Source organism: Rhizobium sp. 32-5/1 (assembly GCF_029537235.1).
In the GTDB taxonomy this organism is placed as follows: domain Bacteria; phylum Pseudomonadota; class Alphaproteobacteria; order Rhizobiales; family Rhizobiaceae; genus Pararhizobium.
The window spans coordinates 3,426,554-3,445,138 of the sequence record NZ_CP120638.1 but is presented as its reverse complement, the minus strand read 5'-3'; the positions used below and the strand labels follow the sequence as shown (position 1 = coordinate 3,445,138).

Sequence of the window (18,585 nt, the reverse complement as noted above, 5' to 3'; positions counted from 1 at the left end):
AAAGAATGGCAGCTATCAGAAGCCGGTGCATGGCAACAGCCATTTCCCCTGATGGGATCATGAGATTTGGTGAAGAGAGCCTACGGTTCCACTTCTCCCCATCGGGGAGAAGTGCCGGGCGCAAGCGAGGCGATGAGGAGGTCTCTCGGCGAACTCTGAATATGCAACTCCCCTCATCCGACCCTTCGGGCCACCTTCTCCCCGCTGGGGAGAAGAGGGAGCATCCCACAACCTTCAGAGTCTGCCCTGCAACTTCCTAAGCCGCCGCCTCCGGCCGGTGAACCGTCTTGACCTCGAGGAAATCCTCCAGCCCGAACATGCGGCCTTCGCGGCCGTTCCCGGATTGTTTGTAGCCGCCGATCAGGCTGCCTTAGCGATGCGGGCCGCCATTGATGTAGACCATGCCGGCGCGCAGGCGCGAGGCGACACGCTCGGCCCCGTTTCGGATCCCCTGTCTGGACGTAGGCCGCCAGACCGTCATTGGTGTCGTTGGCGATCGTGATCGCTTCCTCTTCCCTATCGAACGGCATGATCGCGAGAACCGGGCCGAAGACCTCTTCACGGGCGATTTTCATCGTGTTGTTGACATCGGCAAAGATCGTCGGCTTGACAAAATTGCAGGTTTCGAAGCCCTCCGGCTAGCCTGGTCCACCGACGAGAAGCTTTGCCCCTCGGCGACGCCGGCCTCGATCAGGGCCTGCACGCGGCCGAACTGGACATGGCTGCCTTCCTGCGTCGGATCGCCGACCGTTACTTCCTTGCCGCTACGGCGCGATCGGTATCCGCTGCCGTGCCCATGGAAATCACGGCGATCGGCTTTTCCGTTGCCGGGTTCAGCACTTCGAGGTCGTTCACCCCGAGCGGGCAACCCATTTGCCGGTGATGTAGAACTTGCGTCTATCGAGCCTTCGTCCTGTCCTTCCCGTCAGATCGTCTTGTGTTTTTCGTTAAGCCAGTCGGTGATCAACAGGCGATAGCGCTCGCCGCCAAAGCTTGGAAAATGCCCGCCATGCACGATGCGAACAGGCAGTTTCAACAGGCGCTCCATGGAGGCGAGATAATCAGTGGCGTTGGCATGATAGGTATCCTCGATCAGGGGACCGTCATAGAGGATATCGCCGGAGAACAGAGTTCCGGTCGCCTTTTCGTAAAGCGCAATACCCCCGGGGAATGCCCCGGCGTATGGATGACCTCGAAATGCCGATCGCCGAGGTCGATCACATCGCCATCATGAAGTATCCGCGTCGCCGGCGCTTTCTTCACCGCATAACACTTCGAGCAATAGGGTTCGGGCGGCAGCGCATCGAAGATATCGTCGGTGACGTAAGGGTCGGCCAGGGTGTTTTCGCGTGTCGGGTTGGCGAGAAGATCGGCTTCGGCCGCATGCACCGCCCGGCATTCGAACTCGTGGTGGCAGCCGATATGATCGAAATGCGTGTGGCTGGCGACGGCGATCAGGTCGCGCTCGGTGACCAGCGGCACGTATTCCCGCAGCGAAACCACGCCCATGCCGCTATCCACCAGCATGTCGCGATCGCGGCCGCGAATGTGCCAGATGTTGCAGCGGTAGAATTCCTGGATGAAGGGCTCGCAGATAGAGGTCACGTCATCGGCGAGACGCTTCACGGCATACCATTTGTCGGCGGGGATGCGCTGCATCGTCTCAAGTGTCCTTCGTCGTGCCGGGCAAGACAACCACATCCTTTGCCGGGACGGCAAGTGGAACAGCATCACCATCAGATACATGGGTCGATTGCCGCATGTGCACAACCAGCGACAGGTCAGGTGCGGCATCGGGCGCCAGGTGGCAGCGGTAGTGCGTGCCGAAAAAGGCCTGGCCGGTGATGCGCGCCTGCCCCAGCGAAACGAGATTCGCTTGCTCACCTTCCGCCCGACGGAAATGCTCCGGCCGGATGCAGAACGTAACCGCTTGCCCGGCAATGGGAGCGCCGGCGGTAAAGGCGGTTAGAGACAACGTCACGGTACCGAGCGCGGTTTCGACTGTAGCCGAAGTCGGATCGAGAGCGGTAACGCGGCCCGGGATGAAATTGACCTCGCCCATGAAGCCGGCCGAAAACAGCGAACGTGGCCGCATGTAGATATCGGCCGGCGCACCGATATCCTCGATGCGCCCCTGATTCATGACGACGATGCGGTCGGCGATCGCCATCGCCTCTTCCTGGTCGTGGGTGACATGCACGAAGGTGGTACCGACGCGCTTCTGGATTGCCTTCAACTCATCCTGCATCTGGCGACGCAGCTTCAGGTCGAGCGCGCCCAGCGGCTCGTCGAGCAACAGCACCTCCGGATCGACGGCGAGCGCGCGGGCGAGCGCGACCCGCTGGCGCTGCCCACCGGACAGCTCATGCGGCTTCTTGTCGGCCGCAGTCCTCAAGCCCACGAGATCGAGGAAACCAAGCGCCTTTTCATCGCGCTCGGTCTTTGCCATGCCGCGCATCCGCAGGCCGAAGCCGACATTGTCCTTGAGCTTCATGTGCGGAAACAGCGCATAATCCTGAAACATCGTCGTGGTCGGTCGTTTGGCCGGGGTGACATTGGTCATCTCGCGGCCACCGATCAGGACACGCCCGCGGCTGGGCGACAGAAAGCCGCCGAGAATCGAAAGCAGCGTGGTCTTGCCGCAGCCGGACGGCCCAAGCAGCACGATGAACTCGCCGGCGGCGATTTCGAGCGAAACATCGTTCAGCGCCGTGAACGGGCCGAAGGTCTTGGTGGCGTTCTCGACGGAAACCGCAGCGGTCATGATTTTCCGGACTTTCTGAAAAGCGTGAATTCAAGCAGCAGCAGGGCAGCGACGGAGACCAGGAAGACCAGCGAGCCGATGGCATTGGTCTTCGGATTGAGCCCGGAGCGCAACAGGCTCCAGATCTCCACCGGCAGCGTCACGTCGAAGCGCGACAGGAGAAAGGCGATGATGAACTCGTCCCAGCTGAACGTGACGGAGAGAAAGAAGGCCGCCAGGATGGAGGGCATCAGCATCGGCGCGGTGACCAGCACCATGACCTTAAAATCGCTGGCGCCGAGATCTCGCGCCGCCCGCTCGATATTGATGTGATGATCGCCCATCGAGGAATAGATGATGGCAAAGCAGAGCGGCAGGTTGATGACCACATGGCCCACGCCGACCGTCCAGAGCGACAGCGGAATGCCGAACGTGTTGAGCACGGTGAGCAGGCCAAGCGCGATGATCAGGTAGCTCACCGTCATCGGCGCGATCAGAAGGCCGCGCTGGAGCGCCGAGCCCGGCAGCTTGTGGCGGGCAAGCGCATAGGCTGCGAGGAAGCCGAGAAGGCAGGCAATCAGCGAGGAAACCAGCGCGACGACAAACGAATTGGCGAGCGCCGCCATCAGTTTTCGATCGGCAAACACCGCCGCGTACCACTGCGTCGAAAAGCCGTTGAACGGCGGCACCGGCAGGCGGCCGTCCTGGAACGAGAACAGCACGAGGACCGCGACCGGCAGGAAGATGAAACCAAAGATCAGCGTCGCATAGACCCAGGATACCGTGGAAATCAGAACATTGCGCATCGTCATGCCCTCTCGATCTTCAGCCAGCGCGCGCAGAGCACATAGGCAAGCGTGACCGCCAGCATCAGAATGATGGACAATGCCGCCGCCATCGGAAAATCGGCGCGGCGACCGAGCTGCAGCATGATGATCTGAGGCAGCACGAGCTCGTTGTTGCCGCCGAGGATCTGTGGCGTGACGTAGTCGCCGATGCACAGCACGAAGGTGAGGAAGGCACCGGTCATGATGCCCGGCAGCGTCAGCGGCAGGATGACATGTCGGAAGGTCTGGAAGGCATTCGCCCCGAGATCGGCGGCGGCGCGGCGATAGTTGGGCGAGAGCTGCACGAGATTGGCATAGATCGTCAGCGTCAGCAGCATGACGAAGAAATGCACAAAGCCGATCACCGTCGCAGTGCGGTTGCTGGCAAGCTCCAGCGGTTCGCTGACAAGGCCGATGGTCATCAGCGTCTGGTTGACGACGCCGTTTTTCGAAAGAACCAGAAGCCAGGAATAGGAACGGACCACATAGGAGGTCCAGAACGGCAGGATCGCCAGGATCAGCGCCAGGCGCTGGAAGCGTTTCGGCACCCGCTCGGCGATGATCCAGGCGAGCGGATAGGCAAGCAGCACCGAGAGAACGGTAACGATCAGCGTTATCTCGAGCGAATTGATCAGCCCCTTGAACAGTGCAGCCTTTTCGAAGAAGGCGAAATAGTTGTCGAGATTCCAGGCCCTGACGATCTGGCCGCTCTGCCGCGACCACAGGCTCATCGCCACCATGAACAGGAACGGCACCACGAAGAATGCGAGCGTCCAGACAAGCGCCGGCGCGACGAAGCCCCAGGCCTTGCGACGTTCGGTCTGTTCGAGGGTTTGGGCGAACATGCTGCAAAGCTCCGGTTCTGGAATAGCCCCTCATCCGCCCTATCGGGCACCTTCTCCCCGTTTTAACGGGGAGAAGGACCAAGCGGCAAACTCCGTCGTCCCCTCTGCCTGCTGGCGGCGAGAGGGTTAGGGTGAGGGGCAATCGTCACGCAGCTTCCTACTGCTGCATCATGTCCGTCCAGGCGTCCTGCATCTTCTGGTCGAGTTCGGCGCTGGGGATCGGATAGAGCTGCGTCTTCTTCAGGTAGGCTGCCTGGTCGTTCCAGCGCAGCGCCGCCTTCTGGGCATCGCTCAGGTGTTCGCCGGCCTTGGCGTTGGCTGGCATGGCCCAATAGCAGGAGGATGTCGCAAGCCGCGCCTGCCCTTCCGGGCTGACGATATACTGGACGAATTTCAGCGCCAGTTCCTGCTTCTTCGACGTCTTCATCACGCCGATCGACTGGGCCCAGCGAACGGCACCCTGATCCGGCACGGTCCAGTCGAGGTTTGGCTTTTCGCCTGATAGTGCTGCCGTGATCCATTCGCCGCCGCCGACCAGAATATCGACCTCGCCGGTCGCAAGCGCCGTCTGAGAGGAGACGACGTCGCTCACCTGCTTGGAGACCTTCTTCATCTCGGAGAGCTTTTCGGCGATCGCCGGCATGTCGGCGTCCGAGAGTTCGGCGGTCTTCTTGCCGAGCCCGAGGCCGACCAGACCGATCATCGGCAGGTAATAGTCATAGAGCGCGATGCGGCCCTTGTATTTGTCGGACCAGATGATCGAAAGGTCCTGCATGTCCTTCGGATCGACCTTGGTCTTGTCGTAGGAAATCGTGTTGTAGCCGAACTTCTCGGTGACGGCGTAGGTCTTGCCGTCCTTGGTGTTGTTGGCTTCCATGCGCACTTCCGGGAAGAGATCGGCTGTCGGCAACGCATCGGCCGGTATTTCGGCGAGCAGGTCCATGCCGACGGCGCGCTGGACATCGACGCCGTCAATGACAAGCACATCCCAGTCACCCGGCTGCGATTGTTCGAGGATCGAAAGCGCCGCACCCGTTCCCTCGTAGTCTTTCAGATTGACCTTGACGTTGTTGGCCTTTTCGAACGGCTCGATCAGCGCCGGGTCGGTGTGGTCGCACCAGACCAGGGCATTGAGCTCGTCCTGCGCGAAGGCAGGGGTAGCTGTCGGAACAATCGAAACGGCCGCAACGGCAGTGGCGGCGGCAGACGCAAAAACCGGCGCGCAAAAGCGCCCTTCATGGAAGATGTCATCATGTTGCCCTCTGGTTTGACGCTCATTCCGGCGCCTTCGAGAAAAAGATTGAATGAGTTCATTTTTTAAGTCAATATTAATTTTGAGGGCATTCAGAAAAGTGACGGGCAGAAGAGGATCAAGCAATGGCGGGGCTTCGCGCTAAACAGAAGGCGGATCGGAACCGCCGCATCCTGGAAGCGGCGACGCGCCTGTTTCGCGATGTCGGCTATGACGCCGCTCGGATCGAGGACATCGCACAGATCGCCGAGATTTCGGTCGGCACCTTCTACAACTACTATGAAAACAAGGGCGACATTCTGGTCGCCGCCGTCTCGATGGAAGTCGAGGAGGTTCTCGAGGCCGGCAAGGCGATCGTCGAAAATCCGCCTTCGACCGTGATCGAGGCCCTGAAGGCATTGATCAATCAGTATTACGATCACTCGCTGTTCTACCTCTCCAAGGAAATGTGGCGCACCGCCATGGCGATGTCGATCCAGCAGCCGGAAAGCCCGTTCAGCAAGCGTTACACCGAGCTTGACGGTCGCCTCTGCGATCAGGTCTCGATGCTGATCGGCAAGCTGCAACTGCGCGGCGCGATCATGCCGGGCATCGACACGGTGGCCGTCGGCCAGATGATCTTCAACAATCTCAACACCATGTTCACGGAGTTCGTTCGCGACGAGACCATGCCGCTGGAGACACTGAAGGAAGAGGTCGCGCGACAGAACCGGCCGATTGCCACGCTGATGGGCCCGCCAAAACTTTCATAAAAACAGGAAATACAGGGATGGAAAACACCAAGCAGGCGGTTCTTGCCGCCGCCGAACAGCTTGTCGCGGCGTTTTCACGCCATGAGCGCGACGCCTATTTCGCGGCCTTTTCACCGGACGCGACCTTCATTTTTCACAACCTTGATCGGACTTTGAAAAGCCGGGCCGAATATGAGGCCGAATGGGCATTGTGGGAAAGCCGTGACGGGTTTCGCGTGCGGTCTTGCCACTCCAGCGAGCGGAACCTGCAGATAGCCGGCGACGTTGCGGTCTTCACACACAGCGTGGAAACCGAGGCGGAGTTTGGCGGCGAGCCGGTGATCAGCCGGGAACGGGAAACGATTGTCTTTACCAGATCGGCCGATGGTCAATGGCTCGCTATCCATGAACATCTGTCGCGCGCCAGTTGATCTGATGTCAGAGAATGCCGCAGACGAAAGCGGTTACGAATAGGAACGCAGCAGCGAAGGCAGCGCCCTGGGCGGCAAAACTCCAGTTTATCCGCGGCTCAGGGCCGGGGACATAGGATGAATTGCGGATCGGCCTAAAACTTTGCATGTCGTCCTCCTTGCGCGTTGGGCCAGACGGGAAAACAGCCCCAATCCCGCCAAAAGCAACTGACAGTCACGTTGTCCGATATATTCCACAGATTTTATAGATATCTTTTTGCGGATTCCGACTTAAAAGTGAAAAATCAGTTCCTTTTGTTTCAGCAGCACCCCCAATTTTTCAGAGATGGGAGTGATCCTGTTCGTGCTGATGTTCCCTCTCCTGAACATGGCGGGTCCAGCGCTCGCTGAACCACGGCGTCACAAGAGAAACGTCCGCCTTTTTGTGCGAGTGTGTCAGGGCTGCATCCGTCTCCTTGCAGGTCCAGACAGTGAAAGTGGTCAATTCATGTTTGCCGAAGGTCTGGATCAGGGGAATGTCCGCGGCATCCCTGCCCCGTGCAACCGCTATGCGACCGATCCTCGGCTCATTGTTGCGCGCATCGAACGTGTACCAGCGATCGCCGAGATAGACTTCGAACCAGGCATTGAAATCCATCGGCGCCGGGTTTTCGGGCACGCCGATATCGCCCATATAGCCGTTCACGTAGCGGGCCGGCATGTTCATGGCCCGGCACAGCGTCACCGCCAGATGGGCATAATCCCGGCTGACGCCGACGCGCTCATCATGGGCCTCCATGGCGGTACGCAAGGTCGCCGCATAACCATAGCTGAACAAGAGCCGCTCGTGCACATAGTCGCAAATCGCCTGCACCCGCGCCCAACCGGGCTCGACCTCGCCGAACAAGCGCCATGCCAAAGAACCAAAGCGATCGGTTTCGCAGTAACGACTGGCCGAAAGATACGGTAGGCACGCTGCAGGCAGTTTTTCAACCGGAACAGCCTGGACGGCGAGATTAACTGGATCGGGAGCGCCACTGTCGCGGATCACCGCATCATAACTCAGATGAACACCACCCTCCGGCACGACCATGCGCATGCAAGTATTGCCGAAGGGATCGGAAATTTCACTCATGCTTATGGCCGGACTGGCGATGGGCCCGCGCTCGCTGACAACCGCGTGACGACGGTCCCGATCGATCGAAAGATAAGTCATCATCGGGGTCGGCTGCTCGCAATGGATGCCGATCTCGTATCCGAAACGTATGAACATGCAGAACCTCCACAGATGAAGCGGAGAACAATTTCCAGCAGGGTTTTGTTCCGGCACAAGCAAAGATATGATCAGGGCTGAGGCGATCGGAAAACAGAGTTCCCATGCTCCGCCACCCAAGGACGCACACGATCGTCTTAGCCTTTCAGCCCACGGCCTGGATCTGGAAACAACGCATGGCTGAAGGCCATTCAGGAACGCGTCGATTGCACCCTGCCGCCCTGAAGGTCAGGGCTCTGCACGGTTTCTGAAACCATGTCTTGGAAAACCCGTTCACTGGCAATCATTCGGACAAAAGCCGGACGCGGCGCAAACAAAGTTGCAAGCGGCTCATTAGGTGATTCTAAGATGAATCGCGGCTAAGGGCAACTGTTTCCGAACTCCGTGTCGGTCAAAGCGCGATTAAGCTGAAAAATTCCGCTATGGATTTTGCACAAGTACAGATGACTTCCCGTTGAGCCGGACTATATGTCTGTTCCAAAGCCAAAATCAGGTATTTGTATTCCTGCATTAATTTGAGATAAAAACTATGTCGAAACCTTTGTTCGCCTCGCGCGGCGTTGATATCGCAGCAAAGATGGCAGGCAGCGAGATGCTGCACCGTTTCGACACGATGAACTGGCAGTCAACCTCACTCGGCCCGATCGAGGGCTGGCCTGCATCACTGATCTCCACTGTACGTATCATGCTCGCCTCTCCAGTGCCAATGGTGCTGCTTGTCGGGCGGGAAGGCATCCTTATCTACAACGAAGGCTACAAGACCATCGCCGGCAAGCGCCATCCGCAATGCTTCGGCGCATCGGCTTTTAGTTCCTGGCCGGAGGTTGCCGATTTCAACAAGATGGTTATCGACACGGTCTTTGATGGCGGAACGCTATCCTATGAGGACCAGCAGTTCACGCTTTACCGCAACGGCATGGCCGAAGAAGTTTGGCTCAATCTTAACTACAGTCCTGTGATCGACGAAGACAGCGTGGTCATTGCGGCGCTGGCAATTCTCTCCGAAACGACCAAGCGCGTTCTGGCAGAGCGGGCGCTGGTGCGTAGCCGCGAACAATTGTCGTTGGCGCTCGGGGCGTCCGGCATTGTCGGAACATGGGATTGGCGTGTGAGTGAAGACAAGGTCTATTCCGACCGTCGCTTTTCCTCGCTCTACGGCGTCGATATCGAAAACCCGGAGGAAGGGGCGCCAATCACCGCCTATCTCTCCGGCATTCATCCCGAGGATGTCGAGGTTGTTTCCCGGTCGATGCAGGCGGCAATGGCCTCGGGTGAGCGCTTTTCTGCCGAATACCGGCTGCTCCAGAAAAATGGCGAGGTCCGCTGGGTGCTGGCAGAAGGTCAGCCCAGCCTCGATGCAGCAGGGCAATGCACCCGCTTTCCCGGCGTCGCGGTCGATATTACCGCGCAGAAGGCTGCGGCAGAGGCCCATGAACGGTCTGAAGCCGCATTCCGCACGCTTGCCGATGCCATGCCGCAAATGGTCTGGTCGACGCAGCCGGACGGTTTCCACGATTATTACAATGCGCGCTGGTATGAATTCACCGGAATGCCCGATGGCTCAACCGACGGTGAGGGCTGGAACGGCATGTTCCATCCGGAAGACCAGGAGCGCGCCTGGGAAGCGTGGGGCCATTCGCTTAACACTGGCGATCCCTATCAGATCGAGTATCGCCTGCGGCATCACAGTGGCGTCTATCGCTGGGTGCTCGGACGAGCCCTGCCGGTGCGCGACGAAAAAGGCGCGATCAGCCGCTGGTATGGTACCTGCACCGATATTCACGACGCCAAGATGGCCATGGCCGAACGCGAGATTGTCGCCCACGAACTGAGCCACCGGATCAAGAATATCTTTTCGGTGCTCAGCGGCATCATCGGCTTGTCCGCCCGTTCCGCGCCGGAATCTCGGGGTTTTGCCGAGCAATTGCGCAAACGCATCGAGGCGATGGGCCGTGCCCATGATTTCGTGCGACCGCACAGCAAATCCTCGCGACCGATTGACGTCGAGACGACCATCTTTGGCCTGTTGCAGCGACTGCTTGAGCCCTATGCCGCGGAAAACAATGAAACGCGGATAAACTTCCGCGGTGACGACGTGCCGATCGGGGATAGCGCAGCCACACCACTGGCCCTGTTGTTGCACGAACTGGCGACTAATTCCGCCAAATATGGCGCGCTTTCGCATGCCGCCGGTCGGCTTGATATCATCGGGAAAAAGGCAGGCGACAGCTACGGCTTGGAATGGAAAGAAAGTGGCAGCCTGTATCCGCTGCGTCCACCGGAGGTCGATGGTTTCGGTTCACGCCTGATGAAGATCAGTGTCGAAGGACAACTGGGAGGCACATTGGGCCGCGCATGGACCGAGCATGGTATCGAGGTCAGCGTGACCATGCCGATCGCGTCCATCTCCCGCAGCAGCAAGCTGTCACAGCCTCGCCTCCTGTAAGGGATAGCCTATCACGGCTTTGATCAGGGACTTGGCGGCAGCGATTGCCGGCCGTGGCCGAGGACGGCGTTATGAAAATACCATCATCCGGGTGGGCACTTCGGCTTCCTGAGAGAACCGCTTGGCAACCGCATAGTTGACTGCCTTGATCAACTCTTCTTCTCCCACGGGTTTTGGAAGAACGCCGATCGTTCCGGGAATACCATCTCCCAGCTGTGAAGGGTTGGCCGTCATGAAGAGTACGGTTACGCCATACTGTTCGGCAAGAAGGCGACCGATCTCAATACCCGTTGGCCCGTCGCGAAGATTGAGGTCGACGAGGGCTATGTCGGCCAGCGGCGCAAGGTCGAAGGCCTTAGCCTTGTCTGCGGCGATGCCGATAGGCTTGTGTCCGAGTTCGGACACCACATATTCGATTTCTGTTGCGACGAAGATTTCATCTTCGACTACCAGAATTTTGCATGTCATTTCAAAACTCTCAAACTCGTCTCATCAGCGTCGGGAAATCTCCTCGTTATTCCCTTGAAGACGTCGGAAACTATTGCTTCTAATCTTTGCGACCTGGATCCTTGCTCCCATGCCTGGCGTGGATCCTGCCAATGAATCCCCTTGCCGAAATTCGCTTTGTCGGAAGATGATCGCGCCGCCATCCGCGACAACGAGCCAACAAGCCTGTTGTTCCACGCCAAGATGAAAAAACGCGCGAACCATGCAGTTTTTGTCCATTCTGGAACACTGCCTCATATTGCCTGCCGCCGAGAAATTTCAACCGGCAACATCGAAATCGTAGACGAAAACACCGTCTATGCCGCCCTCTGTCGCGGCAACGATTCGTCCGCCGGCCTTTTCATGCGCCGGATGCACCAGATAGTCATCGCGCGCACCTGTATCGGCAAAATCAATGATGAAGCCGTTCGTGTAACCCTTGTCCAATCCTTCGGGGCTGACATTGGGCCCGATATCGATGGCAAGATATCCGGAAATGAGCGGCTGCAGCGCAGCGATATCCGCAAGGATCGAGGTGCGCTCCTCTGCTGAAACAGTGTCCTTGAAGCGGATGAAAACACAGTGGCGGATCATAGCGGATTCCTAGCTGATATGTATGCGGGCACGCGGCCGCTGGTCGTTGCGTTCATGGTCGAAAATGACCGGCGGCAAAGGCTGCAGGTTGCGGATGATGTCCGAGCCCTTTTCGCCCATCATGATCGTCGGTCCGTTGGTGTTGCAAGAGGGAACGCGCGGCATGACAGAGCTGTCGCAGACGCGCAGCCCCTCCAGTCCCTGCACCTTCAGGTCCAGTCCGACCACGGCATCCGGACCGGTGCCCATCTTGCAGGTGCCGACCGGGTGGTGGTCCGTCTTGGCATTGGCGCAGCCGTAATCAAACAGGTCCGCGTCAGTCATCACCTTCGGTCCCGGCAGGCGCTCGGCCATTATGAAAGGCTTGAGCGCAGCCTGTTGAAAGATTTCGCGGGCGATCTTCAACCCTTCGATCGACATCTTGCGATCATGCGGATCACTCCAGTAGTTCGGATCGATCAGCGGCGCCGCCGCCGGATCGGACGATGACAGCCGCACAGTGCCGCGCGAACGGGGGTGTAGATAGGCAGAATTTAGCGTCACGCCGGCATTCTTCAGCTTCGCGACGCCCGCCTCGATACCGGAACCCAAGCCCAGATGGAACTGAATGTCCGGTGAACGAGCCTGCGGATCGGCATACCAGAAGCCGCCGGTCTCGAAGAGCGAGGAGGCGACCGGGCCAGAGCGGAACAGCACATACTGCAGCCCGGCCCAGAGCGTCCGGTGCAGCTTGGCGACGCCGTCATAGGTGTGGTCGCCGGTACATTCGGAAATGACGAAGAGATCGAGATGATCCTGCATGTTGGAGCCGACACCCGGCAGATCATGCTTCACCGCAACACCAACGGAACGCAGGTGATCGGCCGGACCGATACCCGACTGCTGCAAAAGTTTTGGCGAGCCGATGGCGCCTGATGACACCAGCACCTCGCGTTCGGCCCGGATCACTTCCAGGCCCTTGGATGTCGCCACCTCGACGCCGACGGCGCGCGTCCCTTCCAGCACGATCCGTGTCACGCGGCTACCCAGCCGCACTGTGAGGTTCTTGCGGTCGCGGATCGGGTTGAGATAGGCAAGCGAAGCGGACGACCGCCGGCGATTACGCTGGGTCAACTGGTAAAATCCGACGCCGGCCTGCTGCTTGCCATTGAAATCATGGTTGTAGGGAATGCCGAGTTCCTGTCCGGCGCGGATATAGGCGTCACAGATCGGCAAGCCCGAGACTGGCATGGAGACCCCCAGAGGCCCGCCATAGGAATGATAGTCGTCGGCGAAACGCTGGTTGTCTTCGGAGCGCTTGAAATAGGGCAGAACGCTGCGATAGTCCCAGCCGGTGCAGCCGTCCTCGCTCGCCCAGAGATCATAATCGGCGGCATTGCCACGGGTGTAGAGCTGCGCATTGATCGACGAACCGCCGCCGATGACCTTGGCCTGCGTATAGCGCAGCACCCGGTTTTTCATGTGCTTTTGCGGCACGGTCTCCCAGCCCCAGCTGGCGACGCCCTTGGTCATCTTGGCAAAACCGGCCGGCATGTGAAACAGCGGGTTCCAGTCGCTGCCGCCCGCTTCGAGCAGCAGGACATTGACATAGGGGTCCTCGGTCAGCCGGTTGGCTAGCACGCAACCGGCGGGTCCTGCGCCGGTGATGATATAATCGTAGGTCATGTCACGTCCTCAAATTGTTTCCACCCTCCCCTTGAGGGGGCGGAGCAAAACTCCGGGGTGGGGTGACTTTTCGCGTCACTCCACGGATCACCCCACCCGCACGTTCGCGCGACCTCACCCTCAAGGGAGGTAAAGTTCACAACCGCCCGATCGACAGCGCGCCATCCGCATGGATCACCGTCCCGGTGGCAAAGCCGAAACGACCGGAGGCAAGGGCGGCAACCATGCCGCCGATATCATCCGCCTCGCCCCAGCGCTTCATCGGCACCAGACCGCCGTCGATCAGTGCGTCATATTTGCCGGATACATTGGCCGTCATGTCCGACCGGACGATGCCGGGCCGCACCTCGAAGACGGCGATATCAGTCTCTGCCAGCCTGAGGGCCAGCCCTTGCGAAAACGAGGCAAGCCCCGCCTTGCTGATGCAGTAATCCAGTCGCTCGGGCGAACTCATCGTCGCCGAGACGGAGGTGATGTTGACCACCGAGCGCGCCACGCCTGACGGCGACGCCAGCATGGCCTTGACGACGGCCTGCGTGAAAAACACCGTACCGCGCAGATTGGTGGCAAGGATCGTGTCAAAATTCTCCGGAGACATCTCGAGGAAATCGCCTCGGATAACCGAAGCCATGCCGGCATTGTTGACCAGGCAATCGATAGAACCGTAAGCGGCAAGCACCGCATCGACGGTCGCCTGGTGACCGGAAAGGTCGGAAAGATCCGCCTTCAGAAAGATCGCCTTTGCCCCAAGCGCCGCCAGATCGTCGAGCACCGCGCTCACTTGATCGGCCTCGCCGATGCCGGTGATCGCAATATCGAAACCATCCCTCGCCAGCGCCTTGGCGATGCCAAGACCGATGCCGCGGCGACCGCCGGTGACGATGGCAACAGGAGGCCTAAGATCCGTCATGTCACGAGATCCTTCGAAAGAATATGGTCGGCAACACGCAGCGCCTGGGCCGCGATCGTCAGGGCAGGATTGACAGCAGCCGATGTCGGCAGGCAGCCGCCATCGACAACGAACAGGTTCTGGTGATCGAACGCCCGGCAGAACGGGTCCAGCGGCGCGCAAGCCGGATCGTTGCCCATTTTGACCGTTCCGCACTGATGCGATGGCGTGCGTTTGTCAAAAGGTTGGGACAACACGATTGGATAGCCTGCGGCCTTGAAATGCGCGCGCATCTTTGCCTCAAGACCGGACAGCGCCTCCATGTTCGAGCGCCGCCACTGCATGATGATGCCTTTGCCGTCGACCATGATGCGGCTGTCCGGATTCGGCAAGTCCTCCGTCATCATGTACCAGTCGATGGCGTGCCCGGCCATGAAATCGAGCGCGAAGCGCGGCGCATACCACGGCGCATTGGCCTTGAGGATGTCGCCGTTGATCTTGCCCAGCAGCTGGACATTGCCGAGCGGCAAGCCGTCGCGACCGCCGGTCAGATAATAGTCATTCAGCATCAGCGTCTTCTGGTAAACGCTGTCATTGCGCCGGAACGGGTTGATCGCCAGCATGGCGCTGCAATTGTGGTTCATGAAGTTGCGACCGACCTGATCGGACCGGTTGGCGATCCCCTTGCCGTCGCCGGAGCGCAGCAGGATCGCGGCGGAGTTGATCGCGCCCGCCGACAGGATCACCAGCTTCGGGGACAGCCGTTTCCTCTCGCCCTTGTGGGTGTAGTTAACGGCCTCGATCCGCCCGCCCGGCCCGACCTCCAGCGTCTCGACGTGAGCAGAGGTGACAAGCTCGATATTCGGGTCCTTCAGCGCAAGAGCGAGCGGCGCGCTCTCGGCGTCCTTCTTGCCCTTGCCAGTGTTCGGAAAACCATCCCACGGCGTGCGTCCGCCAGCCAACCAGGCGTCGATATCAACGCCGAGCGGCAAGGTCGCCGGATGCAGTCCCTGGGCCGTCAATTCGGCGCGGGCGCGGGCGATAGGCGGCTCGTCCGGCACCGGACCATAGGCATAGGGCGTCGAATGGACAGGCTCGGTCGGATCCTGTCCAAGCTCGCCACGCACCTCGAACAGCCGCTCCGCCTTGCCGTACCATGGCTCCAACTCCTCGTAGGAAAACGGCCAGGCCGGCGAGACGCCACCAAGATGCTGCATCTCGGTGAAGTCCTCGGCACGATAGCGCAGCAAGACCGCACCAAAGAGCTTGGAATTACCGCCGACGAAATAGAAGTTCCCCGGATTGAACGCGGTTCCGTCCGGTTCGCGCCATATCTCCTTTGGACGGAAGTAGCCATCGACGAAGATCGAACGATAGCTGCGCGTTTCGGGCGTATCGGCAAGACGCTCGCCGCGTTCGAGGATCGTGATCCGTGCCCCCGAGCCGGCAAGGGCGGACGCGATCGTCGCGCCGCCGATGCCGGAACCGATGATGACGATGTCAGGCGTTGTGGACATGAGGGTTCTCAGCGGATGCGGCTCTGGCTTTGCGGATCGAAGTAGACGGCCTTGTCGAGATTGAAGGCAAGCCGTGCCGTCTGTCCAGGCGCGATCGGCGCATCGGCGCGAAGGCGTGCAACGACTTCCTTGCCGCCCAGCTTGGTCACGGCAAAAGTATCGGACCCCGCCGGCTCAACCACGTCGATCAGGCAATCACCCTCGACGAGCGCGCGGGCGTTTCTGTCTGCCCCGTCATGGTCTGTCAGCGCTTCCGGCCGGATCCCGAAGATGATCGGTTTGCCGACATAGGCGGAGAGCCCTTCTACCTGCGAAACCGGCAGCTTCAGCGGCTCGGCATCGGGACGTGCCAGCACGACACTCAGATCATTGCCACCACCTTCGACGGTTGCGTTCAGAAGGTTCATTGCCGGCGAGCCCATGAAGTCAGCCACGAAGAGATTGGTCGGGTTGTTGTAGATCTCGGCCGGCGTCCCGAACTGTTGCAGCACGCCATCTTTGAGCACCGCGATCTTGGTGGCAAGCGTCATTGCCTCGATCTGGTCGTGGGTCACATACACGATCGTCGTCTTCATGCGCTGGTGCAACCGCTTGATCTCGGTGCGCATGTCGACACGCAGCTTGGCGTCGAGGTTGGAAAGCGGTTCGTCGAACAGGAAGACCTGCGGATTGCGCACCAGCGCCCGGCCCATGGCGACGCGCTGGCGCTGGCCGCCGGAAAGCTGGCTCGGCTTGCGGTGAAGCAGGTGATTGATCTGCAGCATTTCCGAGACCTGCTTGATCGCCTTTTCGCGTTCCTCCTTCGGCACCCCGCGAATTTCCATGCCAAAGGCGATGTTTCCGGCCACCGTCATGTTGGGGTAGAGCGCGTAGGACTGGAACACCATGGCGATATCGCGTTTCGACGGATGCAGGCCGGCGACCGACTTGCCGTTGATCGCGATGTCGCCGGAGGTGATCGGCTCGAGGCCAGCGATCGTGTTGAGCAGCGTCGACTTCCCGCAGCCCGACGGGCCGACAAGCACCAGAAAGCCGCCTTCGTCGATCTCAAGATTGATATCTTTGAGGATTTCCAGCGCGCCGTAAGACTTGCGCAGATTGGTGATTTTCATAAACGACATGGCTTCAACCCTTTACGGCGCCGGCCATCAGACCGCGGACGAAGTAGCGACCGGAGACGATGTAGACGATGAGCGTTGGCAGAGCAGCGAGGATCGCGCCCGCGAAATGGACATTGTATTCCTTGACCCCCGTCGAGGAGGACACGAGGTTGTTGAGCGCCACCGTCATCGGTGTCGACGAGGCGCCGGAGAACGAGGCTCCGAAGAGGAAGTCGTTCCAGATATTGGTGAACTGCCAGATGACCGAAACGACGATGATCGGGCCGGACGACGGCAGAAGGATACGCCGGAAGATCTGAAAGAAACTCGCCCCGTCGATCTGCGCGGCCCGCACCAACTCGGTCGGAAAGGCCTCGTAATAGTTGCGGAAATAGAGCGTGGTAAAGCCGATACCGTAGACCACATGGACGAATACAAGACCTGTCGTCGAACCGGCGAGGCCGAATATGCCGAGCATCCGCGCCATCGGGATCAGAACGATCTGGAACGGAATGAAGCAGGACAGAAGCAGCATGCCGAAGACGATGTTCGACCCGCGAAAACGCCACTTCGTCAGCACATAGCCATTCAGCGCGCCGATGATGGTCGAGATCGCCACGGCCGGCACCACCATCAGGATCGAATTGATGAAGAAGGGCTTGAGACCCGTGGGCTGCACGCCGATCTGTGCCGTCGACCAGGCCGAGAGCCATGGCTCGATCGTCCACACACCCGGCAGGTTGAGCATGCCGCCCTGGCGGATTTCCTCAAGTGGTTTGAACGAGTTGACCACCATGACGTAGAGCGGCAGCAGCGAATAGAGGGCAAACAGGATCAGGGCCGTGTAGATCAGGGCGCGCATCAGCCGGCCGCTGGAAATGGCGTTGTCTGGGCTTTGAACGCTCATGACCGCTTCTCCCCTTGAGTTCGGAATAGAGGTAGGGAACGATGATCGAGAAGATCATCACAAGCATGATGATCGCCGATGAGGCGCCGATGCCCATCTGGTTGCGGGTGAAGGTGTAGGAATACATGAAGGTCGCCGGAAGTTCGGTCGCCTGCCCCGGCCCGCCGCCGGTAAGCGCCACGACGAGATCGTAGGCCTTGATGGCGAGATGGGCGAGAACGACGAAGGCCGAAAGAAAGACCGGGCGCATCAGCGGGATGATGATCCGGCGGTAGATCATCGGCGCCGTTGCACCATCGATCTGTGCTGCCTTGATGATCTCGTTATCGACGCCGCGCAGGCCTGCCAGAAACATCGCCATGATGAAGCCGGTGGATTGCCAGACGGCGGCGATCACGACGCAATAGATGGCGTAGTTGCGGTCCTTGATCCAGTTGAAGGTAAAGCTCTCCCAGCCCCAGAGGTGCATGGTGTTTTCAAGGCCGATGCCGGGATCGAGAAACCACTTCCAGGCCGTCCCGGTAACGATGAAGGACAGCGCCATCGGATAGAGATAGATCGGCCGAAGGATACCCTCGGCGCGGATTTTCTGGTCGAGCAGGATGGCAAGGCCAAGACCCAGCACCGAGCAGATGACGATGTAGAGCGTCGCGAAGATCGCCAGATTGGAGATCGCGCGCCACCAGTGCGGCAGGGCCCAGAGCTTGGAATAATTGGAAAGACCAACGAAATTGTAGGACGGCAGCATCTTGCTGTCCGTCACCGACAGAAGGCCGGTATAGGCGATGAAGCCATAGACGAAGATCAGGACGATCAGGAAGCTCGGGCCAAGCACCAGCTTGGGCACAAGGTCCTGCATCCGGCTGCGGGTATCCATGTTCACACCACCGTGAAAAAATC

At 59.6% G+C, this 18,585-nt stretch carries 16 protein-coding genes and 3 pseudogenes; 3 read left to right on the top strand and 16 right to left on the bottom strand.

All coding sequences use genetic code 11. From position 1 onward, the window contains the following. Positions 1–256 precede the first annotated feature (256 nt). The 6 genes and pseudogenes from P6U16_RS17320 to P6U16_RS17290 form a co-directional block, all read right to left on the bottom strand. Positions 257–775 (bottom strand): annotated as a pseudogene (locus tag P6U16_RS17320) (aldehyde dehydrogenase family protein); the annotation flags it as partial. A 150-nt stretch (positions 776–925) separates the two neighbouring features. Next, positions 926–1,659 (bottom strand): annotated as a pseudogene (locus P6U16_RS17315) (MBL fold metallo-hydrolase). Between the two features lie 4 nt (positions 1,660–1,663). Continuing rightward, the gene (locus P6U16_RS28400; RefSeq protein ID WP_349017656.1) at positions 1,664–2,764 is read right to left on the bottom strand and encodes an ABC transporter ATP-binding protein; all 1,101 of its coding nucleotides are present in this window, start codon (positions 2,762–2,764) and stop codon (positions 1,664–1,666) included. After that, a complete protein-coding gene (locus tag P6U16_RS17300) occupies positions 2,761–3,555 on the bottom strand; it encodes an ABC transporter permease (RefSeq protein ID WP_277701551.1) in 795 nt (264 codons plus the stop codon). Before P6U16_RS17300 ends, P6U16_RS28400 begins: the two co-directional genes overlap by 4 nt. Next, a complete protein-coding gene (locus tag P6U16_RS17295; RefSeq protein WP_277701550.1) occupies positions 3,552–4,415 on the bottom strand; it encodes an ABC transporter permease in 864 nt (287 codons plus the stop codon). Before P6U16_RS17295 ends, P6U16_RS17300 begins: the two co-directional genes overlap by 4 nt. A gap of 157 nt (positions 4,416–4,572) precedes the next feature. Continuing rightward, entirely contained in the window at positions 4,573–5,589 is a 1,017-nt protein-coding gene (locus P6U16_RS17290; protein ID WP_277703886.1) for a spermidine/putrescine ABC transporter substrate-binding protein, read from the bottom strand. Positions 5,590–5,792: 203 nt separating this feature from the next. Between P6U16_RS17290 and P6U16_RS17285 the strand changes: the two genes are divergently transcribed. Then, complete coding sequence (locus P6U16_RS17285; RefSeq protein ID WP_277701549.1) at positions 5,793–6,419, top strand: TetR/AcrR family transcriptional regulator; 627 nt, start codon at positions 5,793–5,795, stop codon at positions 6,417–6,419. Between the two features lie 17 nt (positions 6,420–6,436). After that, positions 6,437–6,829, top strand: a complete 393-nt coding sequence (locus P6U16_RS17280) for a nuclear transport factor 2 family protein (RefSeq protein ID WP_277701548.1) — start codon at positions 6,437–6,439, stop codon at positions 6,827–6,829. Between the two features lie 7 nt (positions 6,830–6,836). Here the strand turns inward: P6U16_RS17280 and P6U16_RS17275 are convergent, their stop codons facing one another. Together P6U16_RS17275 and P6U16_RS17270 are read right to left on the bottom strand one after the other, a co-directional pair. Further along, positions 6,837–6,977, bottom strand: coding sequence for a hypothetical protein (locus P6U16_RS17275; RefSeq protein ID WP_277701547.1), 141 nt, complete (start codon positions 6,975–6,977; stop codon positions 6,837–6,839). 171 nt (positions 6,978–7,148) lie between these two features. Beyond that, the gene (locus tag P6U16_RS17270; protein ID WP_277701546.1) at positions 7,149–8,081 is read right to left on the bottom strand and encodes a transglutaminase family protein; all 933 of its coding nucleotides are present in this window, start codon (positions 8,079–8,081) and stop codon (positions 7,149–7,151) included. A 529-nt stretch (positions 8,082–8,610) separates the two neighbouring features. Here P6U16_RS17270 and P6U16_RS17265 point away from each other — a divergent pair. Then, positions 8,611–10,527: a PAS domain-containing protein gene (locus tag P6U16_RS17265; RefSeq protein ID WP_277701545.1), complete on the top strand. Its 1,917-nt coding sequence runs from the start codon at positions 8,611–8,613 to the stop codon at positions 10,525–10,527. A 69-nt stretch (positions 10,528–10,596) separates the two neighbouring features. Here the strand turns inward: P6U16_RS17265 and P6U16_RS17260 are convergent, their stop codons facing one another. From P6U16_RS17260 to P6U16_RS17225, 8 genes and pseudogenes are all read right to left on the bottom strand, one after another. Continuing rightward, positions 10,597–10,995, bottom strand: a complete 399-nt coding sequence (locus P6U16_RS17260; protein WP_277701544.1) for a response regulator — start codon at positions 10,993–10,995, stop codon at positions 10,597–10,599. A 297-nt stretch (positions 10,996–11,292) separates the two neighbouring features. Then, entirely contained in the window at positions 11,293–11,607 is a 315-nt protein-coding gene (locus tag P6U16_RS17255; protein ID WP_277701543.1) for a Dabb family protein, read from the bottom strand. Positions 11,608–11,616: 9 nt separating this feature from the next. Further along, complete coding sequence (locus P6U16_RS17250) at positions 11,617–13,272, bottom strand: GMC family oxidoreductase N-terminal domain-containing protein (protein ID WP_277701542.1); 1,656 nt, start codon at positions 13,270–13,272, stop codon at positions 11,617–11,619. Positions 13,273–13,408: 136 nt separating this feature from the next. Further along, a complete protein-coding gene (locus P6U16_RS17245; RefSeq protein WP_277701541.1) occupies positions 13,409–14,182 on the bottom strand; it encodes a 3-ketoacyl-ACP reductase in 774 nt (257 codons plus the stop codon). Further along, positions 14,179–15,678, bottom strand: a complete 1,500-nt coding sequence (locus P6U16_RS17240; RefSeq protein WP_277701540.1) for a GMC family oxidoreductase — start codon at positions 15,676–15,678, stop codon at positions 14,179–14,181. The genes P6U16_RS17245 and P6U16_RS17240 overlap by 4 nt, the downstream gene beginning before the upstream one ends. Positions 15,679–15,686: 8 nt before the next feature. After that, the gene (locus P6U16_RS17235) at positions 15,687–16,799 is read right to left on the bottom strand and encodes an ABC transporter ATP-binding protein (protein WP_277701539.1); all 1,113 of its coding nucleotides are present in this window, start codon (positions 16,797–16,799) and stop codon (positions 15,687–15,689) included. Between the two features lie 4 nt (positions 16,800–16,803). After that, positions 16,804–17,685 (bottom strand): carbohydrate ABC transporter permease, encoded by an 882-nt coding sequence (locus P6U16_RS17230; RefSeq protein ID WP_277701538.1) that lies wholly within the window; start codon positions 17,683–17,685, stop codon positions 16,804–16,806. A 10-nt stretch (positions 17,686–17,695) separates the two neighbouring features. Further along, positions 17,696–18,562: pseudogene (locus tag P6U16_RS17225) on the bottom strand (sugar ABC transporter permease); the annotation flags it as partial. Positions 18,563–18,585: the final 23 nt, after the last annotated feature.